Source organism: Schumannella soli (genome assembly GCF_006517435.1).
Classification (GTDB): domain Bacteria; phylum Actinomycetota; class Actinomycetes; order Actinomycetales; family Microbacteriaceae; genus Schumannella; species Schumannella soli.
The window spans coordinates 181,831-203,129 of record NZ_VHQG01000005.1 but is presented as its reverse complement, the minus strand read 5'-3'; the positions used below and the strand labels follow the sequence as shown (position 1 = coordinate 203,129).

Annotated in this window: 15 protein-coding genes and 1 riboswitch; of the genes, 7 read left to right on the top strand and 8 right to left on the bottom strand. The window is 73.1% G+C overall.

The features are described 5' to 3' along the window. Positions 1–333 precede the first annotated feature (333 nt). Positions 334–428, top strand: a riboswitch (TPP riboswitch). From thiM to FJ657_RS17460, 5 genes are all read left to right on the top strand, one after another. After that, on the top strand, positions 420–1,262 hold the full coding sequence (gene thiM, locus FJ657_RS15975) for a hydroxyethylthiazole kinase (RefSeq protein WP_181409012.1): 843 nt from the start codon (positions 420–422) through the stop codon (positions 1,260–1,262). It overlaps the preceding riboswitch by 9 nt. Beyond that, positions 1,259–2,101 (top strand): thiamine phosphate synthase, encoded by an 843-nt coding sequence (gene thiE, locus FJ657_RS15970; RefSeq protein ID WP_141164715.1) that lies wholly within the window; start codon positions 1,259–1,261, stop codon positions 2,099–2,101. The genes thiM and thiE overlap by 4 nt, the downstream gene beginning before the upstream one ends. Beyond that, entirely contained in the window at positions 2,098–3,804 is a 1,707-nt protein-coding gene (locus tag FJ657_RS15965; RefSeq protein WP_141164714.1) for a bifunctional hydroxymethylpyrimidine kinase/phosphomethylpyrimidine kinase, read from the top strand. Before thiE ends, FJ657_RS15965 begins: the two co-directional genes overlap by 4 nt. A 144-nt stretch (positions 3,805–3,948) precedes the next feature. Continuing rightward, positions 3,949–5,418, top strand: a complete 1,470-nt coding sequence (gene cls, locus FJ657_RS15960) for a cardiolipin synthase (RefSeq protein WP_141164713.1) — start codon at positions 3,949–3,951, stop codon at positions 5,416–5,418. 8 nt (positions 5,419–5,426) lie between these two features. Beyond that, positions 5,427–5,552, top strand: coding sequence for a hypothetical protein (locus tag FJ657_RS17460; RefSeq protein WP_255447391.1), 126 nt, complete (start codon positions 5,427–5,429; stop codon positions 5,550–5,552). Between the two features lie 76 nt (positions 5,553–5,628). Here the strand turns inward: FJ657_RS17460 and FJ657_RS15955 are convergent, their stop codons facing one another. Together FJ657_RS15955 and FJ657_RS15950 are read right to left on the bottom strand one after the other, a co-directional pair. Next, complete coding sequence (locus FJ657_RS15955) at positions 5,629–6,177, bottom strand: hypothetical protein (RefSeq protein WP_141164712.1); 549 nt, start codon at positions 6,175–6,177, stop codon at positions 5,629–5,631. A gap of 92 nt (positions 6,178–6,269) precedes the next feature. Next, complete coding sequence (locus FJ657_RS15950) at positions 6,270–6,461, bottom strand: hypothetical protein (protein WP_141164711.1); 192 nt, start codon at positions 6,459–6,461, stop codon at positions 6,270–6,272. A gap of 241 nt (positions 6,462–6,702) precedes the next feature. On the opposite strand from FJ657_RS15950, the gene FJ657_RS15945 reads away from it, so the two are divergent. Then, on the top strand, positions 6,703–7,749 hold the full coding sequence (locus FJ657_RS15945) for an endonuclease/exonuclease/phosphatase family protein (RefSeq protein WP_141164710.1): 1,047 nt from the start codon (positions 6,703–6,705) through the stop codon (positions 7,747–7,749). A gap of 350 nt (positions 7,750–8,099) precedes the next feature. On the opposite strand, the gene FJ657_RS15940 is transcribed toward FJ657_RS15945, so the two are convergent. The 3 genes from FJ657_RS15940 to FJ657_RS15930 all read right to left on the bottom strand — a co-directional run bounded on the left by FJ657_RS15940 (position 8,100) and on the right by FJ657_RS15930 (position 11,400). Next, on the bottom strand, positions 8,100–9,455 hold the full coding sequence (locus FJ657_RS15940; protein ID WP_141164709.1) for an FAD-dependent oxidoreductase: 1,356 nt from the start codon (positions 9,453–9,455) through the stop codon (positions 8,100–8,102). Between the two features lie 51 nt (positions 9,456–9,506). After that, positions 9,507–10,571, bottom strand: coding sequence for a polyprenyl synthetase family protein (locus FJ657_RS15935; protein WP_141164708.1), 1,065 nt, complete (start codon positions 10,569–10,571; stop codon positions 9,507–9,509). 67 nt (positions 10,572–10,638) lie between these two features. After that, entirely contained in the window at positions 10,639–11,400 is a 762-nt protein-coding gene (locus FJ657_RS15930; protein ID WP_255447390.1) for a class I SAM-dependent methyltransferase, read from the bottom strand. Positions 11,401–11,507: 107 nt separating this feature from the next. Here FJ657_RS15930 and FJ657_RS15925 point away from each other — a divergent pair, with 107 nt between their 5' ends. Beyond that, positions 11,508–12,743, top strand: a complete 1,236-nt coding sequence (locus FJ657_RS15925; protein WP_181409011.1) for an isochorismate synthase — start codon at positions 11,508–11,510, stop codon at positions 12,741–12,743. 17 nt (positions 12,744–12,760) lie between these two features. Here FJ657_RS15925 and FJ657_RS15920 read toward each other — a convergent pair whose 3' ends face one another. The 3 genes from FJ657_RS15920 to FJ657_RS15910 form a co-directional block, all read right to left on the bottom strand. Further along, the gene (locus FJ657_RS15920; protein ID WP_141164707.1) at positions 12,761–13,600 is read right to left on the bottom strand and encodes a polyphosphate kinase 2 family protein; all 840 of its coding nucleotides are present in this window, start codon (positions 13,598–13,600) and stop codon (positions 12,761–12,763) included. 60 nt (positions 13,601–13,660) lie between these two features. After that, entirely contained in the window at positions 13,661–14,161 is a 501-nt protein-coding gene (locus tag FJ657_RS15915; RefSeq protein WP_141164706.1) for a GNAT family N-acetyltransferase, read from the bottom strand. Between the two features lie 227 nt (positions 14,162–14,388). Next, positions 14,389–20,907, bottom strand: coding sequence for a tandem-95 repeat protein (locus FJ657_RS15910; protein ID WP_141164705.1), 6,519 nt, complete (start codon positions 20,905–20,907; stop codon positions 14,389–14,391). Positions 20,908–21,299: the final 392 nt, after the last annotated feature.

The following is a 21,299-nucleotide window of genomic DNA, read 5'->3' as shown; positions in this document are numbered from 1 at the left end:
GGTGCGAGAGCCGACACCGTGCGCCGTCAGATCTGCTCGCGCTGGGGTCGGCGGAACCGGGCCGCCGCAGCAGACTCGGGCGGGGCGCGGGTCGCCCATCGAACCCGGCGTCGGTTCGCTGACGCCAGTGCGCCTCATTGCGCCGCGACCTGGCGCACGAACCGACGCTGTGCACCGTCGGACCGGATCGTGCTCGCGCCGACGCCCCGACCCGCCCGCCACCCGCAGCAGCCCGCGCGACCCGCCCGCCCGCCGCAGCCCGCGCCGGGCTGAGTCCGCGCGCCCGCCGCATCCGGCCCGGCTTGTGCTCGCCGCGCGCCCGCGGCTAGCGTCGTGAACGACTCGGGGTGCCGCATCCGCGGCTGAGATCACACCCGCCGAACCTGCTCGAGGTCATTCTCGCGAAGGGATTGTCAGCGATGAACGCTGTTCTGTCATCGACCCTGCCGCCGCACGCGGCCCTGCTCGCGCTGCGCGAGCGCGCGCCGCTGGTGCAGTGCGTCACGAACGCCGTGGTCACGAACTTCACCGCGAATGTGCTGCTCGCGCTGGGCGCCGCTCCCGCGATGAGCGACCTGCCGGGCGAGGCCGGGGTGTTCGCCGGCGTCGCCGACGGCAGCCTCGTGAACCTCGGAACCCCGACGCCCGTGCAGGCCGACGGCGCCCGCGAGGTCGTCGCCGCGACCCGGCGCTGGGTGCTCGACCCGGTCGCGGTCGGCGCACTGCCGGTGCGCACGGCGCTCGCGCACGAGCTGCTCGACGCGCGGCCGGCGATCATCCGCGGCAACGCCTCCGAGGTGCTCGCGCTCGCGGGCGCGGGTGCGGGCGGGCGCGGGGTCGACTCGGTCGACGGTCCGGATGCGGCGCGCGCCGCCGCCATCCACCTCGCCCTGGCGACCGACAGCGTCGTCGCGGTGTCGGGCGAGATCGACCTCGTCACGGATGGCCGCGAGATCGTACGGGTTCCGGGCGGCGACGTGCTGCTGACGAAGGTGACCGGCGGCGGATGCTCGCTCGGCGCGACGATGGCGGCCTTCCTCGGCGTGGCGGACGCCCTGTCGGCGGCCGTGGCGGCCTCGCTCGTGCACGCCGTCGCCGCCGAGCGGGCGGCCGTGCGGACCACCGGACCGGGGTCGTTCGCGACGGCGTTCCTCGACGACATCGCGGCGCTCGAGCCGCGCGACCTGGAGCGCGCCGAACCGCGACTCGTCCGCACATCGGCGGACCTGCCGGCAGAGGTCGGGGCCGAGGTGACTCGATGAGCGCGACGATCGTCGATCGGGCGACAGGCCCGTGGGATCTGCGCCTGCAGCTCGTCACCGACGAGCGCGTCGAGCGGCCGCGGCTGCGGCGCGCGGTCGACGCCGCGGTCGACGCGGGCGCGGGCGTCGTTCAACTGCGGGCCAAGGGCGCGAGCGCCCGCGAGCAGCTCGATCTGCTCGCCGAGCTCGATGCGGTGATCGCCGGTCGCGCGGCGCTCATCGTCGACGACCGCCTCGACGTCGCACTCGCCGCACGCGACGCCGGGCTCCGCATCGCCGGCGTGCACCTCGGCCAGAGCGACGTGCCGCCGACCACCGCGCGCCGGCTTCTCGGCGAGGGTGCGCTCGTCGGCTGGACGGCGAACACGCTCGAGCACTTCGCCGCGGCGGCCGTCCTGCCCGCCGGCACGCTCGACTACCTGGGCGTGGGCGTCATCCACCCGACCGCGACGAAACCGGGGCATCCTCCGGCACTCGGGGTCGACGGGTTCCGGGCTCTCGCCGCCCACGCCCCGCTCCCCTGCGTCGCGATCGGCGGCGTGACCGAGGTGGATGCGGGCGAGCTCGTCGCGGCGGGCGCGGCCGGCGTCGCGGTCGTGTCGCGCATCTGCGCCGCCGACGACCCGGCGGGCGCAGCGCGCGCGATCGCCGACGCGGTCGGGATCGGGGTCGGGGTCGGGGTCGGGGTCGGGGTCGGTATCGAGGCCGCAGTCGGGACTGCAGCCGAGGCCGGGCCCCGGATCGCGGCCCAAGTCGGGATCCTGGCCCGTGCCGATGGCAGTCCCGGCACCGGCGCTGGCGATCCTGTCTCCGCGGCGAACGAGGGGATCGTCCGATGACCGACACCGTCACGAGTCCTGCCGCCGCGCTCGCACCGCACCCGGCCGCATCCTTCGTCGTCGCTCCCACCCCGTCCGCCCCGCGCGTGCTCAGCATCGCCGGAACCGACCCGACCGGCGGCGCCGGCATCCAGGCCGACCTGAAGACGATCGGCGCGCTCGGCGGCTACGGCATGGCCGTCGTCACCGCGCTCGTCGCGCAGAACACGCGCGGCGTGCACAGCGTGCATGTTCCCGACGTCGGCTTCCTGGTCGAGCAGCTGGATGCGGTCAGCGACGACGTCGCGATCGATGCGGTCAAGCTCGGCATGCTGCACTCGACCCCGCTCATCGACGCCGTGAGCGACTGGCTGGAACCGGTGCGCCCGGCGATCGTGGTGCTGGATCCGGTCATGGTCGCGACGAGCGGCGATCGACTGCTCGACGCCGCCGCGGAGCAGGCCGTGCGCGAGCTCTGCCGACGGGTCGACCTGGTGACGCCGAACCTCGCCGAGCTCGCGGTGCTCGTGAGCACCGACCGCGCCCACGTCGCCCGCCCCCGCACCTGGTCCGACGCGATCGCGCAGGCGCGCCACCTCGCGACGACCACCGGCACGACCGTGCTGCTCAAGGGCGGCCACCTCGACGGCGTGGACTGCCCGGATGCGATCGTCACCGCATCCGCCGTCGACGAGGTGCCGGGGCGTCGCATCGCGACGACGAACACGCACGGAACCGGATGCTCGCTCTCGTCGGCCATGGCGACGCTGGCGGCCGAGCAGCTGCGGCAGGCTCCCGACGAGGAGGTCGACTGGGTGGCGGCGCTGCGCGCGGCGAAAGCGTGGCTGACCGGAGCTCTCGAGCACGGCGCGGCGCTGCTCGTCGGCGAGGGGAACGGGCCGCTCGATCACTTCCACGCGACGCGCGCCGCGCTGCGGGCGGTCACGGCGCACGAGGATGCGGGACTCGCGGACGCCGGCCTCGCGGATGCGGGGCTCGCGGATGCGGAGCGCGGCGCCGCCGGTCTCGGTGACGGATCCGACTCTCCCGCACTCGCGGCCGCGCTCGACCCCGACGCCGACCGGCGCGACTGGGCCGCCCGCCAATGGACCGCCACCACCGCCCTGCGCGCCGAGGTCGACGCGCTCGACTTCCTCGTCGGTCTGCGCGACGGCACCCTCGACGAGAGCGCGTTCCGCTGGTATCTCGCGCAGGACGCGCTCTACCTCGGGCAGTACGCGCGCGTGCTCGCCCGGGCCAGCGCGCTCGCGCCGACCGCCGACGAGCAGGAGTTCTGGGCGCGCAGCGCCGCATCCGCGCTCGAGGAGGAGGCTTCGCTGCACCGCGCGCGGCTCGGCGACGACCCGGATGCGCATCCCGAGCCGAGCGCGACGACCCTCGCCTACGTGAATCACCTCGCGGCCGCCGCCGACTCCTACGGCGAGCTCGTCGCGGCCCTGCTGCCCTGCTTCTGGCTGTACAGCGACGTCGGCATCCGGCTCGCCGCGGCGAACCGGGAGGGGCATCCCTTCGGCGACTGGCTCGGCGCCTACGGCGACCCGGCCTTCGCGGCGGCGACGGCCGAGGCGATCGCGATCGTCGACCGGGCGGCGGCCGCGACGGGAGCCGCGGAACGCGGGCGGATGCGCCGGGCCTTCGCCCGCTCGATGCAGCACGAGCGCGACTTCTTCGCCGTGCCGACGACCGGCATCGGCGCCGCCTGATCTGGAGAGCGCCGCACGATATCGCGCGGCGCGGCCAGGATCGCGCGGCGATCCTGCATCCAGCGGAGGGCCGGAGGGCGACCGGCGCTGAGCGCGGGCTGGTGCCGACGCCGTCGTGTCCGAGCGGACCTCTAGAGTTCAGACATGCGCGAGGGCCTGGTCGGATGGATCACGCTGCTCGTGCTGATCGCGCTCATCCTCATCGATCTGGGCGCGCGCATCGCGGCGCTCGTCGTGATCCCGCGCAACCGCCGACCGCAGACGGCGATGGCCTGGCTGCTGGCGATCTCGCTGCTGCCCTACATCGGCATCCTGATCTTCCTGCTGTTCGGCTCGCACCGGCTGCCCCGCCGTCGCCGGCAGAAGCAGCGTGAGATCAACCAGTACATCGTCGAGCAGACCGAGGGCATCGAGAAGGTCACCGAACGCGACCCGTGGCCGCCGTGGCTCGGGCCGATCGTCGAGCTGAACCGCACCCTCGGCGCGATGCCGCTGGTCGGCGGCAACCGGGCCGAGCTGTTCGACGACAACGCCCGCTCGCTCGCCGCGATGACGGCCGACATCCGTGCGGCGAAGCGGCTCATCCACTGCGAGTTCTACATCCTCAGCCTCGACAGCACGACCGAGCCCTTTTTCCAGGCGCTCGAGGATGCGGTGGCGCGCGGCGTGAAGGTGCGGGTGCTGCTCGACCACCTGGGCAACGTCAAGTACCCCGGCTTCGGCCGCACCAAGCGGCGCCTGACCGAGATGGGCGCCGACTGGCACCTCATGCTGCCGGTGCAGCCGCTCAAGGGGCACTGGCGCCGGCCCGACCTGCGCAACCACCGCAAGCTGCTCGTGATCGACGGCGAGATCGGCTGGACCGGATCGCAGAACGTGATCGAGACGCCCTACCAGGTGCGCAAGAACCACCGTCGCGGCCTGCACTGGAAAGACTTCATGTCGCGCTTCGAGGGGCCGATCGTCGCCGGGATCGACGCGCTGTTCGTGACCGACTGGTACAGCGAGACGGATGTGCTGCTCGAGCGCGAGGCGGCCGACGCGCGCGACACCGTGCACGGCCCGATGGACTGCCAGGTCGTGCCGAGCGGCCCCGGCTTCCCCGGCGAGAACAACCTGCGCCTGTTCAACTCGCTGCTCTACGCGGCGAAGCACAAAGCCATCGTCGTGAGCCCCTACTTCGTGCCCGACGACTCCATGCTCTACGCCATCACGACGGCCGCGCAGTCGGGCGTCGAGGTGCAGCTGTTCGTGTCGGAGATCGGCGACCAGTTCTTCGTGTTCCATGCGCAGCGCAGCTACTACGAGGCGCTGCTGCGCGCGGGCGTGCGCATCTTCCTCTACGAGAAGCCGACCATCCTGCACGCCAAGCACATGACGATCGACGACGAGGTCTCGGTCATCGGATCGAGCAACATGGACATGCGCTCGTTCACCCTCGACCTCGAGATCTCGGTCATGGTGCGCGACCGCGACTACACCCAGCGCCTGCGCGCCGTCGAAGACGACTACCGCGCGCACAGCCGCGAGATCACCCTCGACGAGTGGAACGCCCGCCCGCTGCGCCGCAAGGTGCTCGACAACTTCGCCCGCCTCACGGCGGCGCTGCAGTAGGAGCCCCGATGACGATCCTGCTGCTGCTCGGGGCGATCGTCGCCTGCGCGCTGGTCTCCGTCGGCATCGGCGCGCTCATGACCGTGCTCGTGCGACTGCGACGTCGGATGCTGGCGCGGCGCGGCATCCGCTGAGCGCCCGTCCAACGGTCGCCGACCTGGAGGCCGCCGAGACGCGCGCGGCGCCGGGCCCGAGCAGGCACCAGGCCGGTCAGAACAGCCCGGTCAGCATCCCGCCGATCGAGGCGTCGACGCTCGACTCGAACCAGGCCGTGCCGATGAGCAGCAGCACGGCGACGACGGTCGAGCCGATCGCCCACGGCACCGGGGCGTAGGCCGTGCGGTCGTGCTGCGAGCAGACCCGGCCGCGCAGCACGAGGTAGAGGATCGGGCTCACCAGGGCGAGCGCCGACGGCGCCGTTCCGACGAAGCCGCGCGAGCGCAGCAGCGCCGCGTCACGGCTCGCGACGACGAACTGGGCGACGCAGGTCACGGCGACGCAGATGAGCAGCAGCGGGATGCTCCACGGCACCATCGCCTGGGTCGCGACGATCGCGAGCACGGGGGCGAGCAGCGGCAGCAGCTCGAGGATGACCGCGTCCCGGGTGTCGGCGCGCGGGCGCAGCACGAGGGTCGGCCGGTGGAGCTGCGGACGGGTGGGGAGCGCCGTCGACGGGTCGAGCGACCCCCCCGCGCGCGCGGCCGCCGCGGCCGCGGCGCGCGCGGCGTCATCGGGGTGCGCTCCGAACTGCCAGGTCACGCGGTGACGCTACGCCGCGTTCATCCCCTCGTCGCGCCCCACTCGGGGTGACAGGTCGAGCATCGTCCGGCGATCGTGCTCCGGCCTGCGCTTCACCGCGTCGCGCGGGCCCGGCTCGTGACCCGGCCCCGGCTCCGGCTCCCGCGGACGAGCGCGTGCAGCCCGATCCCGCCGATCGCCCCGATCACGAGGATGCCGCCGATCGATCCGATGGCGAGGATCGCGCCCATCGACCCCACGCCGAAGAGCGAGCCGACGCTGCCGACCGACCCGATCGATCCCATCGACCCGATGCTCCCGATCGAGCCCACGCTGCCGATCGACCCGATGCTCCACGCCGACCCGATCGATCCGATACTGCCCACCGAGCCGATCGATCCGATCGACCGGCTCGATCCGTGACGCTGTCGGGATGCCATGCCGCCCATCCTGCGCCGCAGCCCGTCCCGACGCCAGGCCACCTCGCCCCGCGCGGTTCGCTACCGCGCCGTGACGCGATCCGCGAGCCTGCCTAGGCTCGAGGGGATGCCCCAGCCCGACGCCGCGAACGCCCCCGCCCCCGCCCCCGGATCCTTCGCCGCCGCAGCCGATCCCGACCAGACGGCTGCCCGCCCCGACCCCGTCCTCGACGCCGACTCCGACTCCGCCGCGCTGCTGCGTGTCGCGACCGCGAACGTGCGCATCCCGGTCGATGCGGGCGCCGCGAGCTGGTCGGCCCGCGGCGAGCTGCTCGCGCGGGTGCTGCGCGAGAGCGGCGCGCACGTCATGGGCGTGCAGGAACTGCGCAGCGGTCCCGCCCTCGATCTCCTGAGCTGGATGCCCGGCACGGCCTGGTTCGGACGCGACCGGCACGGCGGCCACGACGACGAGCACGTCGGTCTGCTCTACCGCCCCGACCGGGTCGAGCTGCTCGACGGCGGGGACTTCTGGCTCTCGGACACCCCGGATGCGGCCGGCAGCATCACCTGGGGCAACCTCTACCCGCGCATGGTGACCTGGGCGCGCTTCCGCGACCGGCACGCGTCAGCCTCGTCCGGTCGACAGAACGCCGAGTTCATCGCCGCCGTCACCCACCTCCCGTACCGCCCGGAGGACGAGTCCGCCCGCCTCCGCTCGGCGCAGCTCATCGGCGACCGGCTGAGTGCGCTCGCCGCGTCGCGGGCCGTCACCGGCGAGGATGCCGACCCTGCCGTCGAGCCCGGATCCCGCATCCCGCTCGTCCTCCTCGGCGACATGAACGTCTCGCCCGAAAGCCCCGTGCATGCCGCCTTCACGGCCGCTCTGGGCGTCGAGGATGCGCGGCGCGCGCCCGCACCGGCGACGCACACCGGCCCCGACGGCACGTTCCACGGCTTCACCGGAGACGCCGAGCCGCCGGTCGGCGACGGCCGCATCGACTGGATCCTGCAGCGCGGCTTCACCGTCATGGCGACGGCGACGCTCGACGCCCGCGCCGAGGAGGCGCACGACACCGCCACCGCGAGCGCCACCGCCACCGCCACCGCCACCGCCACCGGCACCGTCTGGCCGAGCGACCACTTCCCCGTCACCGCTGACCTCATGCGGGCCTGAGGCGTCGCGGCTGCCGACCTCCCCATCCGTCGCAGCCCAAGCCGCCGCTGCCCGCTGCCCGCTGCCCGGCGATCCTGCTCGCGTCCTCCGCGGATACTGGTCCACCCGTCGGCCGACCCCTCCGATGGTCCTGCCCTGCTCGCTCGCCAGTATCCGCAGTGCTGCCGAGGCGGCATCCCGACGCACGTCACCGACGGATGCCCTCGACGGCCTCGACACGACGTCCCGATTCCCCTGTCGCGGACCCCGAACGAACGCAGACGAAACGGGCCCGGCGGGCGCCGAAGCGCCCCACCGGGCCCGAGGTCATCGGTCGCGGCGCGCGACGGCAGCGCGCCGGCCGCGCGAGATCACTCCCCGCGCGACACCTTCACCATCTCGTCGCGCGGCACGACCTTGATGCGCGCGCGCTCCTGCGGGGCGCCGAGCGCGATCTCGTGCTCGTCGAGGCGGTGCCAGCCGTCGAGGTCGGTGTACTGGATGCCGCGCGCGTCGAGCAGCTCGACGACGCTCTCCTCCGACGGCGACTCGGGGGTCCACCACGACGCCTGGTCGTTGACGAGGTGCGAGACGGTCTCCATCGCATCCGACTTGGTGTGGCCGATGAGGCCGACCGGACCGCGCTTGATCCACCCGGTCGCGTAGACGCCGGGCACGATCTCGTTGTGCTCGTTCAGCGCCTGGCCCTCATGGTTCGGGATGACGCCGCGCTCGGCGTCGAAGGGCACGCCGTCGAGCTGCGAGCCGAAGTAGCCGACCGCGCGGTAGAGCGCCTGGATCGGCACCTCGCGGATCTCGCCGGTTCCGCGCACGCCGCCCTCGCCATCCGGCTCGGTGCGCTCGTACCGGAACGCCGAGACGCGGCCGGAGTCGTCGCCGACGACCTCGAGCGGCTTCGCGAAGAAGTGCAGGTGCAGTCGGCGGGATGCCTCGCCCACCGAGCGGGCGCGCCACTGCTTCAGCACCTTGTCGATGACCATGACCTGCTTGTTGGTCTTCAGCGCCGCCTCGGAGGCCTCGTCGTAGTCGAAGTCCTCCTCGTGCACGATCATGTCGACGTCGCGCAGCTCACCGAGCTCGCGCAGCTCGAGCGGGGTGAACTTCACCTGCATGGGTCCGCGGCGGCCGAAGACGTGCACGTCGGTGATCGGCGACTTCTTCAGACCCTCGTAAACGTTCGCGGGGATCTCGGTCGGCAGCAGGTCCTCGGGGTGCTTCGCGAGCATGCGCGCCACATCGAGGGCCACGTTGCCGTTGCCGATCACGGCCAGCGACTGCGCCTCGAGCGGCCACTCGCGCGGCACATCCGGGTGGCCGTCGAACCAGCTGACGAACTCGGCGGCGCCGTAGCTGCCGTCGAGATCGATGCCGGGGATGTCGAGCGGCGCATCCTTGACGGCGCCGGTCGCGAAGATGACCGCGTTGTAGTGCTTCTTCAGATCGTCGAGCGTGATGTCGACGCCGAAGCGCACGTTGCCGAAGATGCGGATGTCGCCGCGGTCGAGCACGTCGCGCAGGGCGTTGATGATGCCCTTGATGCGCGGGTGGTCGGGGGCGACGCCGTAGCGCACCAGTCCGTAGGGCGCCGGCAGGTGATCGAAGAGGTCGATCGACACGTCGAAGGCGCGCTCGTGCTTGAGCAGGATGTCGGAGGCGTAGATCCCGGCAGGGCCGGCGCCGATGACGGCGAGGCGGAGCTTGGGCACGGTGGTGTCTCTTCTCTGGGTAGGTCGGTCGAGGCGGATGCGGCGCGCAGCTCAGTTCGAGCGCGTCACCACCGCTTCGGCGAACTTCGTCAGGGCCTTCTTCACGGGCCCCTCGGGCAGGGGAGCGAGCGCGGCCACGGCGTCGTCGGCCCAGCGCTGCGCCTCGGCGCGGGTCTGGGCGGTGACGCGGTGGTCGCGCAGCTCCGCGATCGCCGCGGCGAAGGCGACGCCGCCGGCGTCGCTGTCGTCGGCGGCGGACTGCTCGATGCGCGCGAGCAGCTCGGCCGAGGCCGCATCCGTCGGCGCCTCGCGGCGCAGATAGAGCAGCGGCAGGGTGGAGACGCCGGCGCGCAGGTCGGTGCCCGCGCTCTTGCCGGTCTTTCCGGTCTCGGCCGAGAGGTCGATGACGTCGTCGATCAGCTGGAAGGCGACGCCGATGCGCTCGCCGAACTCCGTGACCGCCGAGCGGTAGTGCTGGGGAGCGCCGCTGTGCAGCACGCCGATCTCGGCGGCGGCGGCGATGAGCGAGCCGGTCTTGTCGGCGAGCACCTGGATGTAGTGGGCCACCGCATCCTCGTCGCCCTGCGGGCCGACGGTCTCGTGCAGCTGGCCGAGGCAGAGCCGCTCGAAGGTCAGCGCCTGCAGTCTCACGGTCTCGGTGCCGAGCTCGGCGACGAGGGCGGCGGCGCGGGCGAAGAGCAGGTCGCCGGTGAGGATCGCGACCGAGTTGCCCCACACGGTCTGCGCGCTCGGCACTCCGCGGCGCAGGTCGGCGTCGTCCATGACGTCGTCGTGGTAGAGCGAGGCGAGGTGGGTGATCTCGACGGCTTTCGCGCCGGTGAGCACGTCATCCGTCGTGCCCTCGCCGAGCTGGGCGGTGAGCAGCGCCAGGGTGGGGCGGATGCGCTTTCCCCCGGCCTCGAAGAGGTAGCGGCTGGTGGTGTCGGCGAGGGCGTCGGCGTAGCCGAACTGCTCGGCGAGACCGTGTTCGACCTTCTCGAGCCCGTCCTCGATCGCGGCGGCGAAGCGGCGCTCCTCGGCCGAGGAGAACAGCTTCTCGCCGAGGCCGAGCGACGCGCTCAGGCCGCGACGGCGGGCGACGGGCGTGGAGTTCACTTCTGGCCTTCGGTTGACTCGGGGCGCGACGCGGCCGCCCCGGCGGGGCGGTGCACGTCACGCACGATCATGATTCGGTGCCGGCGCGCTGTCGGCTCGCCCGGCGGCGGGCGGCGGAGGCGCGCACGGCCGGGTCGACGGGCTTGCGGCCGCGGTGCAGCGCGACGACGCCGCCCGTGAGGTTGCGGTGGGCGACGCGCGTGAACCCGACACCGCGGATCCAGCCGCTGAGCGTGCCCTGGTCGGGCCACTCCTCGATCGATTCCCGGAGGTACAGGTAGGCCTCCGGGTTGGAGCTCGCGAGCCGCGCGATGGTCGGCGCGAACCGCTTCATGTAGATGTCGTAGCCGAGGCGCATGACGGCGAGCGGCGGGGTCGAGAACTCGCAGATCACGAGCCGTCCGCCCGGCTTGAGCACGCGGTACATCTCGGCGAGGGCGACCTCGGGGTGCACGACGTTGCGCAGCCCGAAGCTGATCGTGACGGCGTCGAACTCGTCGTCGCCGAAGGGCAGCTTCGTGGCGTCGGCCTCGACGAACTCGATCTCGGGGTGCCGGCGGCGTCCCTCCGCGATCATGCCGGGCGAGAAGTCGGCGGCGATGACGGTGGCGCCGCTGCGGGCGAAGGTGGCCGACGAGGTTCCGGTGCCGGCGGCGATGTCGAGGATGCGCTCGCCGGGCTTCGGGTCGACGGCCTTCTGGGTGGCGATGCGCCACAAGCTGTCGTTGCCGAACGACATGAGCGCGTTCGTGCGGTCGTAGCCCTTGGCGACCTTGGTGAACATGCCCGACACCTCGTCGGGGTTCTTGCTCAGATCGGCTCGACTCACGATCGTCCATCCTACTTGGGCCGACGACCCCGTATCTGGCCCCGTTGCCAGGGTGGACAGGGGTGCGCGGGGCGGAGTCGCCCGACGCTCGGGCGTAGGCTCGGGGCGTGACCGATCCCGCGGTGCCCGTTCCTGCTCTCCGGGTCGAGACGACCCCGGTCGCCCAGTTCCCCTCGCTGCTGCCGCTGCTCGACGGCGTGAACCCGCTCGTGTTCATCCGCCGCGGCGACGGCGTCGCCGGGCTGGGCGAGGCGCTGCGTCTCGAGTTCCGCGGGCCCGACCGCATCCGCGACGCCGCCGCGGCGTGGAAGCGCATCGTCGCCGCCGCATCCATCACCGACCCGGTGCGTCTCTCTGGTTCGGGCCTGATCGCCTTCGGCGCCTTCAGCTTCGCCGACGAGAGCGCGCGCACGAGCGTGCTGATCGTGCCCCGCGTCATCCTGGGTCGCCGCGACGGCGTCAGCTGGGTGACCCGCATCGACGGCGCCGACGACGTGGTCGGCGCGACCCCGCTGGGCGCCGAGTACCGCCTGCTGTTCAAGCCGGGCGCCCTCGGCCCGGACGCCTACCGCGACGCGGTCGCCTCGGCCGTGCAGCGCATCCAGGCGGATGACGGGCTCAGCAAGGCCGTCATCGCACGCGACAAAGTGGGCCGCCTGCCCGAGGGCGCCGACCTGCGCCGCGTGCTGACCGAGCTGGCGCTCGGCTACCCCGACACCTGGACCTTCGCCGTCGACGGCCTGATCGGCTCGAGCCCGGAGACCCTCGTGCGCGTGAAGCGCGGCACCGTGAGCGCGCGCGTGCTCGCCGGCAGCGTCGGACGCGGGTCGGATGCGGAGAGCGACCACGCCGCGGCCGTCGCCCTCGCGACCTCGCAGAAGGACCTCGACGAGCACCGCTTCGCCGTGCAGAGCGTGCTCGACTCGCTGCGCCCGCACACGCCGTCGCTCGTCGCGAGCGAGCTGCCGTTCACGCTGAAGCTGCCGAACCTCTGGCACCTGGCGAGCGACGTCGAGGGCACCCTCGCCGACGGCTCGACCGCCCTCGACCTGGTGTGCGAGCTGCATCCGACCGCCGCCGTCGCCGGCACGCCGCGCGACGCCGCGCTGGCGGAGATCGGCTCGCTGGAGCCGTTCGACCGGCAGCGCTGGGGCGGACCCGTCGGCTGGGTCAACGCCGACGGCGACGGCAAGTGGGCGATCGCGCTGCGCTCGGCCGAGATCGCCGCCGACCGCACGATCACCGCCTACGCGGGCGCCGGCATCGTCGCCGAGAGCGACCCGGATCGGGAGCTCGCCGAGACGACGCTGAAGTTCCGCCCGATCGTCGAGGCCTTCGGCTAGGCCCGCTCCTCCGCGAGTCAGCTCGCCGCGAGCCGCGCCTTCTCGGCCTCGACGTCGTAGTCGGCGGCCGGCCAGTCGAGGTCGAGCCGCTCGAGCGCCTCGATCAGCAGCGTCTGCACCGCGAGCCGCGCGAACCACTTGTGGTCGGCGGGGATGACGTACCAGGGCGCGCTGTCGGCATCCGTGCGGTCGAGGGCGATCTGGTACGCCTCCATGTACTGCGGCCAGAAGGCGCGCTCGTCCAGGTCGCCGGGGTTGAACTTCCAGTGCTTCGCCGGGTCGGCGAGCCGGTCGGTCAGACGCTGCTTCTGCTCGTCGGCGCCGATGTGCAGCATGACCTTGATGACGGTCGTGCCCGCATCCACCAGCTCCTGCTCGAAGTCGCGGATGGTTCCGTAGCGCTGCTCGATCACCTCGGGCGTCGAGAAGCCGCGCACGCGGTGGATGAGCACGTCCTCGTAGTGCGAACGGTCGAAGACGCCGAGGCGGCCCGCCGCGGGCAGCTGCTTGCGGATGCGCCAGAGGAAGTCGTGCGCCTTCTCCTCGTCGGTCGGCGACTTGAAGGCGTGCAGCGCGACGCCCTGCGGGTCGACGGCGCCGACGACGTGGCTGACGACGCCGCCCTTGCCGGCGGTGTCCATGGCCTGCAGCACGAGCAGCACGCTGCGGGTGCCGTCGGCGGTCGACTCGGCGAAGAGCTTCTCCTGCAGCTCGGCGAGGCGCGCCTCCCCCGATTCCAGAGCCGCACGGCCGGCCTTCTTGCCGCCGTCGAAGCCCGGCGTCGAGCTCGTGTCGATCGCGGCCAGGTCGAGGGGGTGGGATGCGCGCAGCAGCTGCGTGTCGAGCTCAGACGTCATGCCGTCACGGTAGCGGCGTCCTCGCGCATCGCCTAGGGATGCTCGGTATCGCGCATCCGCTCAGATCCGCTTGACCATCTCGATCTCCTTCGCTGCCGGGTCGAAGGGATACGGACGGGTGCGGCCGGTGGGCACCCAGCCGCGCTGCTCGTAGTAGCGGCGGGCACGCGCGTTGCCATCGTGCACCTCGAGCACGAGCGTGTCGGCGCGCTGGCGGGCCCAGTCCTCGCAGGCGGCGAGCAGCGCATCCGACACCCCTCGGCCGCGGCCGCGCTCGCGCGGGGTGACGTAGACGGCGACGAGGAAGGGCAGCTTGCCGCCGGCCGGGATGTAGACGCCCATCGTGCCGACCCAGCGGCCGTCGAGGATGGCGGCGTAGGTGACGGCGTTGAGCGCGCTGGAGCCGCGGGCGGCGCGCATCCGCCACTCCTCTTCGCTGCGGCGCTCGGCCGCCTCGAGGTGCTCCTCGAAGGCGATCGGGGTATCGGCGAGCATCTCGAGTCGCAGGTCGCGCACCTCGGCCCAGTCGGACTCCTCGGTCGGACGGATCTCGAGCGCCATGCCCCCGAACCTACCGCGCGCTCTCGACGCCGCCGGCGGGTCACAGCGGGACAGGGGGAAGCCCCTCTCCGCGGCCCGAAACGCTCGCGGGAGGGGCTTCCTGCGGCTCCTCATCACACCGAATAGATGCGGAGCCGGATGCGGGCGGCCGGTCAGGGGACGTTCCGTCCGACCCGCGGTCTGTGCGGCCGGGGAGCCGACGAGCGGCTCCCCGGCAGGTCAGCGCGTCACGCCTCCTCGCCAGCGGGGCTGCGGCCGAAGCCGAAGCCCTGGCCGTGCTCGGCGCGGCGGCGGCGCACCGCGAGCAGCACCATCGCGAGGCCGGCGAACAGGCCGAGCAGGCCGAGCGCCAGAGGCAGGATGCCGTCGACGCCGGTGTGGGCGAGCGAGGCCAGGCCCGAGCCGCGGGTCGTGCTCGCGCCGCCGACGGCCGAGCCGCCGCCGAGGCCGGTGTCGCTGCCGGCCGGCGCCGCCGGGTCGACCGTGAAGACGACGACGGCGGGGGCGCTCGCGAGCCCGCTCGCATCCACGACCTCGTAGAACACCGCGGCGTCGCCAACGAAGCCGGCCGCGGGCACGAAGGTGATCTGGCCGGTGGCCGGGTCGATCGTCGCGATGCCCTGCTGCGCGGTGGGCGGCGTGCTGATGCGGTAGGTGAAGGGCGCGGTGCCGATCGGGCTGACCGGGGTCAGCTTCTGCGTGGCGCCGGCGATGCCGCGCGAGCGGCCGCCCTCGGCGGTGGGCGCCGCGAGCGGGTCGACGTCGACGTGGAAGACGCCGCTCTTCGAGACCCCGTTGCCGTCGGTGACGGTGAAGGGGATGTCGACGCCGCCGCTGAAGCCGGGGGCCGGGGTGAAGGTGATCTCCCCCGTCACAGGGTCGATCTCGGTCGTGCCGGCGCTCGCCGGGGGCACGTCGCTGCCGAGCGCCCAGGTGCGCGGGCCGCTGCCGGTGGCCTTCGGGGTGGCGTGCACGGGGTGCGCGCTGCCGCCGGGAGCCGTGGCGGTGGTCGTCCCCGGGGCGACGGGCACGAGGGTTGGGTCGACCGTGACGGTCACGGTGGCCGGGGCGCTCGTGACGGCGTCCGCGCCGCTGCCGCTCGTCACCGTGTAGGTGAACTGCGCGGTGCCGCTGAAGTCGTCGTCGGTCGTGACCGTGACGCGGCCGGTGGCCGGGTCGACGCTCGCCGACGAGATCCCGACGGGCAGCGGCGAGCTGACGGCGACGGTCAGCGGTCCGCTGCCGACGGGCGCGCCGAGCGCGGCCGAGCTGGTGCCGCCGCTGGCGACCGTGATCGAGCCGCTCTGGGCGACCGGCGCGATCGTGAGCGTCGCGGTCGCCGGAGCGCTCGCGTTGCTCGATCCCGGCCCGGCGACGGCGCGGTAGCCCACGGGGAGCTGTCCGCTCACACCGGATGCCGGGGTGATGACCAGGTCGGTGCCGTCGATGACCGCGGTGCCGAGCTCGGCCGCGAGCGGCGTGGTGATCTCGTAGTGGTCGATCGTGCCGGTGCCGGCGAGCGGGATGCGGATCGGCTGCGGGTCGGTCGAGGCCGTGGCCGACTCGCTGACGGGGGCGACGACCGGGTGCACGTGCACGGTCAGCGTGACCGTGGTGCTCGCACCGCGCGCGTCGGCCAGCTGCAGCACGATCGCGTCGTCGCCGGCGTAGCCGTCGGCGGGCGTGTAGACGACCTGGCCGGTGGCGGCGTCGAGCGAGGTGACGGCGCCGTGCTGCGGACCCGACTGCACCGTGAAGGTGAAGGGCTGCGAGCCGATGGTGACGGGCGCATCCAGCTCGATCGCCTGGTTCACGGTGGTGCTGCCGGTGACGCCGGCCGCGTACGGCTTCACCGTGATCGTCGCGGTGTGCTCGGCGCTCGTGGCGCCGCCCTCGGTGACCGTGTACTTCACGGTGAAGACGCCGGAGACGCCGTTCGCCGCGGTGTAGCTGATCGTGCCGGTGGTCGCGCCGATCGTCGCGGTGCCCTTCGCGGGGCCGCTCGTGATCTGGAAGTGCTTCGTGCCGCCGTCGCTCGAGTCGAGTCCGGTCGGGGTCGCAGTGGTCGCGGCGTCGCCGTGCTGGTCGAGGCTCGTCGTCGCGGCGGCGTCACCGGCGGTCGGCACCACGGTCACGTCGACCGTCAGCGGGTCGGCGGCGCGGTTGCCCTGCGCGTCCACCGGCGTGTAGGTCCAGCTCGTGGTGCCGGCGAAGCCGGTCGCCGGGTGGAAGACGGCCTTGCCGGTGCTCTGATCGATCGTCACGGTGCCGCCGGCGGCGGGCTGGGTGATCTCCCAGTGCAGGCTCGTGCCCTTCGAGAGCGCCGCGAGGTCGAGCGGTGCGGAGTCCTGGCCGGCGGCCGTGGTCTGCGTGGTGTCGGCGCCGATGGGCAGCACGTGCAGCGTGATCGTCTGCGGGGCGCTGTCGACGCCGTCGCTGGTGACGATGTACGAGCCGGTGAAGGTGCCGCTCTGGCCCTCGGTGCTGTGCACGGTAAGCGCGCCGCTGTCGCTGACGGTGGCGAGGATGCCGTCGCCGAAGCCCTCGTCGAGGCGGTAGGTCGGGGCGGTGCCGGTGGCGGCGGGCAGCTGGTGCGTCGCGCTGTCGCCCGAGTTCACGGCGAGCTCGTCACCGGTCGCCGCCGGGGCGACGTGCAGCGTGGCGGTGGCCTTCGCGCTCGAGCTGGTGCCGTCGGCGACGGTGTAGTCGACCGCGATGGTGCCGCTGGCGACGGGCGCGAGGGCGATCTGCAGTGCCCCGTTCGCGACGGTCACCCCGGTCACGCGCGGGTCGGCGGATGCCGCGGGCACGACCGAGAGGCCGGTTCCGGTGGCGTCGGCCGCGACCGAGACGGTCTGCGCGGCGACGGTCGCGGTGGCGTCCTTCTGCACGTCGCGGGCGACGGGCTTCGTCGTGACCGCGGCGGTGATCGCCTGGCCGGCGACGGCCGAGGATCCGGTGCCGCTCGTGACGCTGAGGGTGACGCTGTCGGCGCCCGACCAGCCGTCGGCGGGCACGTAGTGCACGACGCCGGTGGTCGCGTTCACCGTGGCGGAGCCGTGAGCCGGACCCGCGGTGATCGCGAAGCTCACATCCGTGCCCTGCTTCGCCGGAGCGGGCAGGTCGACGGCGGCGCCGTTCGGGGTGCCGGCGGTCGTGGCGCCGCTCACGCCCTGCGCGGTCGGCCGCACCGTGAACACGGCGTGCTGGGTCGCGCTGGTCTGGCCGCCCGCGGTGACGCGGTAGCCGACCGTCGAGACGCCGGAGTGTCCGTCGGCCACGCTGAGCGTGATCTCGCCGGTGCTCGCGTCGATGGAGGCGGTGCCGAAGGTGGCGCCGCCGACGAGCTCGTAGACGGGCGAGCCAGGCTGGGTCGCGGGCTGCGCGCTGACCGTGGCGACGCCGTCCTGGTCGAGCGTGGTCTCGGCGGCGAGGTCGGCGAGCACGGGCACGACCTTCACCGTCACGGTCGCGGGCTGAGCCGCGGCGTTGCGCTGCGCATCCACCGGGGTGAAGGTGTAGCTGATCGTGCCGGTGTAGCCGGTCGCCGGGGTGAAGGTGGCGACGCCCGCCGAGGTCACGCTGACCGAGCCGGTGCCGGTCGCGGGCTGCGTGACCGTCCAGTGCAGACCGGTGCCGGCGCTGAGCGCGCTCAGGTCGGTCGTGACGGCCTGGCCGGCGTCGGTCGACACGGTGGTCGACTGCGCGGTCGGCAGCACGTGCACGGTGATCGTGGCCGGGTCGCTCGTGAGACCGTCGGTCGTGACCGTGTAGGTCGCGGTGCGGTCTCCGCTGGTGCCGGCGGGCTGCGTGGGCACGACGAGGCTCGAGCCGCTGATCGTGCCGACCGTGCCGGAGACGAGCGTGTAGCTCACGGGGCCGGTTCCGGTCGGGGCGGGGAGGCCGAAGCTCGCGCCGGTGCCGTTGTCGAGGCTGAACTCGGCGTCGGCGGCGACCGGGGTCACGTCGAGCGTCGCGGTGGAGGTCGCGGTGCTGGTGCCGTCGCTGACCGAGTAGCTGGCGACGAGCTTGCCGCTCGCGCCGTCGACGGGCGTGATGCGCACGGCGCCGTTCACGACGCTGACCGAGGCGATGCGGGCGTCCGAGGTGGTCGCCGACACGCTCAGCGGCACGGCGGACGTGCCGCCGGTGGCGTCGATCGCGATGTCGACGGCGCTCGGGTGCGCCGCGGCGACCGTGTTCGCGCTGACGGGGCGGGCGATCGGGGTGACGGTGACGCTCGCGGTGACCGGGTCGCCGGCGACGGCGTTCGGGCCGGTGCCGCTCGTCGGGGTCAGCACGAGGCTGTCGGGGCCGGAGTAGCCGGCGGCCGGCACGTAGTGCACGACGCCGGTGGAGGCGTCGACCGTGGCGGTGCCGTGGGTCGGTGCGGTCGTGATGGCCCAGTGCAGGTCGCTGCCCTTCTGGGCCGGCTTCGGCAGGTCGATCGAGGTCTCCGCCGGGGTGGATGCGCTGACGCCGTCGGCGTAGGGACGCACCGTGAAGGTGGCGCTGTGCTCGCTGCTCGCGCCGCCGTCGGCGGTCACGGTGTAGCGCACCGAGAACACGCCGCTCTCTCCGTTCGCGGCGACGTAGGTGACCTTGCCGGTCGCGGCGTCGATCGAGAAGGTGCCGTGCGCGCCGGTGGAGGCGCTGCCCGCGACGAGCGCGAAGGTCTTCGTGCCGGCGGCCGCGGTGACCGGCGCGGCGGTGACGAGCGTCGCATCCCCGCTCGCGTTCAGCGTGCCCGTCTGCGCGACATCGGCCGTGGTCGGCGCGACGTGCACGGTGACGGTCTTCCAGCCGCTGACGCCGCCCGCGGGCGAGTCGGTCACCTGGTACTGGAAGGTCGCGTCGCCCGAGAAGCCGGAGGCCGGGGTGACGGTGGCGAGGCCGGCCGCGGTGACCTGCAGCTGGCCGATGCCGGCGGAGGGGTTGCGGGTGGCGTAGCTCAGCGACGAGCCGGCGCTGAGCGCGGCGAGGTCGATGCTGACGGCGGTGCCGGCCGTGGTGCTGGCGCTGGTCGCGGCGTTGCTCGGCGTGATCGTGACGCTCGCGGTGGCGGGCGCGCTGGTCTGGCCGTCGGCGGTCGCCGTGTACGTGAAGGAGTCGGCGCCGCTGTAGCCGTCGTTCGGCGTGTACTTCAGGGTGCTGCCGCTGACGACGACCGTGCCGTGCGTCGGGTTCGTGGCGACGGCGTAGGTGGTGGATCCGGTGGTCGCGCTCGAGGTCGTCGACGCGGTCAGCGACATGGCGGCCGGGTTCGTCGCCGCGGCGACGCCCGTTCCCGAGACGTTCTCGGCGACCGGCGCGAAGGGCGCGTTCGCGCTGGCGGTGCGCTGATTCGCATCCGTGACCGTGTTGTTCGTCGCCGCGACGACGGCCGTGACCTTGACGGCCCCACTCTTCGTCGAGGTGACGGGGATGCTGAGCGCCGGGGTGGTCGCGCCGGGCACGTCGAGCGAGGTGTCGGGGGTGAACGTGCAGACGAGCGAGGTCGCGCCGGCGGCCGGCGTCGGGCAGCTCCAGCGGGTGCCGGTGGGAGCGCCGGCGAAGGCGCCGGAGTCGAGCGACACGGTGACAGAGATCGGGCTGGTGGCGGGGCCGTCGGTCGCGGCGAACTTCAGTGCCGCGCTGGCCGCGCTCGTCGTGACGCCGTCAGCGGCGACGGCCGTCGTCGGCGCCGAGATCGTCGGGGTGACGCCGGGCTGGATCGGGTTGATCGTCGAGATGCTGAGCGCGTTGACCTCGTGCACGTCGTTCGAGCCGCCGGTCGACGAGGCCCAGCCGAACTTGAAGGTGGATGCGGCCAGCAGCTCGGCGGGCTCGGGCACCTCGATGGTCGGGGTGGTCGAGGCGGCGCTGTAGTTCCAATAGACGCGCACCTTCGGGTCAGCGACGGTCGGCGGGTCGACAGTGATGCGCACGGGCACGCCGGTTCCGCGGGTGGCGGGCTTCGGGGTCTGCGCGGCGGTCGTCGCGAGCGGGGCTCCGGCGATCGAGGCGAGCTGCACGCGCGGGGCGAGGAGGCAGTAGCCGGTGGTCGAGCCTCCGGCGGCGGTGACGTCGCCCGCGGGACCGCGCACGGCGATGACGTTCTTGACGACGTCGGTGCCGCCCGAGGCGTTCTTCGCGGGGATGTAGCTCTGGTTGCAGGTGCTGGCCGTGCGGGTGTCGTTCGTCTCGACCGGGAAGTTGCCCCAGGCGTCCAGACCGATGCCGAGCAGGGCGTGGGCGAGTCCGGGGACGCCGGCGCGGGTGTTGTAGCCGAGCGAGCCGCCGACCGGGCCGACGCTCGTCAGCTGGTACTGCCCGTCGGTCAGGAAGAACGAGATGCCGTCGGCGCCGTTGCCGCCGTACTGGTACTGCGTGAACTGGATGTCGAGGCCGGCGCGCGAGGGAAGCGGGCTGTTGTAGAGGAAGTAGCTCGACAGGTTGCCGGTGTTGGTCGTCAGGCGCAGGGCTCCGGCGCCGTTGGCGTCGTTCGGGCCGACCGCGCAGCTGGTGGGCTTCTGCGCACTGTCGGCGCCCGTGACCGTGAGGCAGGGCGTGTAGCTGCCGCCGTAGACGTAGTACGGGTTTGCGACAGTCTTCGTGGTGAAGGTGTCGGTGAGCAGCGGGGTGCCGGCGGCGTGCGCCGGGGTGACGGCGACGAGCACGGCCGCGAGGGCGACGACGCCGGCGACGAGCGCGGCGGTGAGCGCGCGGGCGCGGCGGGAGAGCGGGATGCTGCGGAGGGCGGGCATGGTGTGCCTTCGGTGTCGGGTTCCTGATCGACCCGGATGCTCGGGGCTGGTTTCGGGTCAGGGCCCGAGCATCCGGACGTCGGCGGCGCGAATCGGGTTGCGCTCCGCAAACGTTTTACTCAGTGTGCGGTCGATCGGGGTACGTTACGTAGTCCCCATGCAGGGGGACTTCCGACAAGTTCGGGGTACGAACGGGGTACGAAATGCCGACAGCACTGCGAGATGGGCGTCACGCGTCGAAGAACGCGCGTTCTGCACCGGAAAAACGGGCAGAAGAGTCCGTTCGGAGCCGTGGGCGAAACGGATTGCCCGCGATCTCGATGCTGGCAGGGCCTCGCCGGCCTCGCTCGGACGGGGTACGGAGTGAGGATCGAAGGTGGAACGCTCGGTCT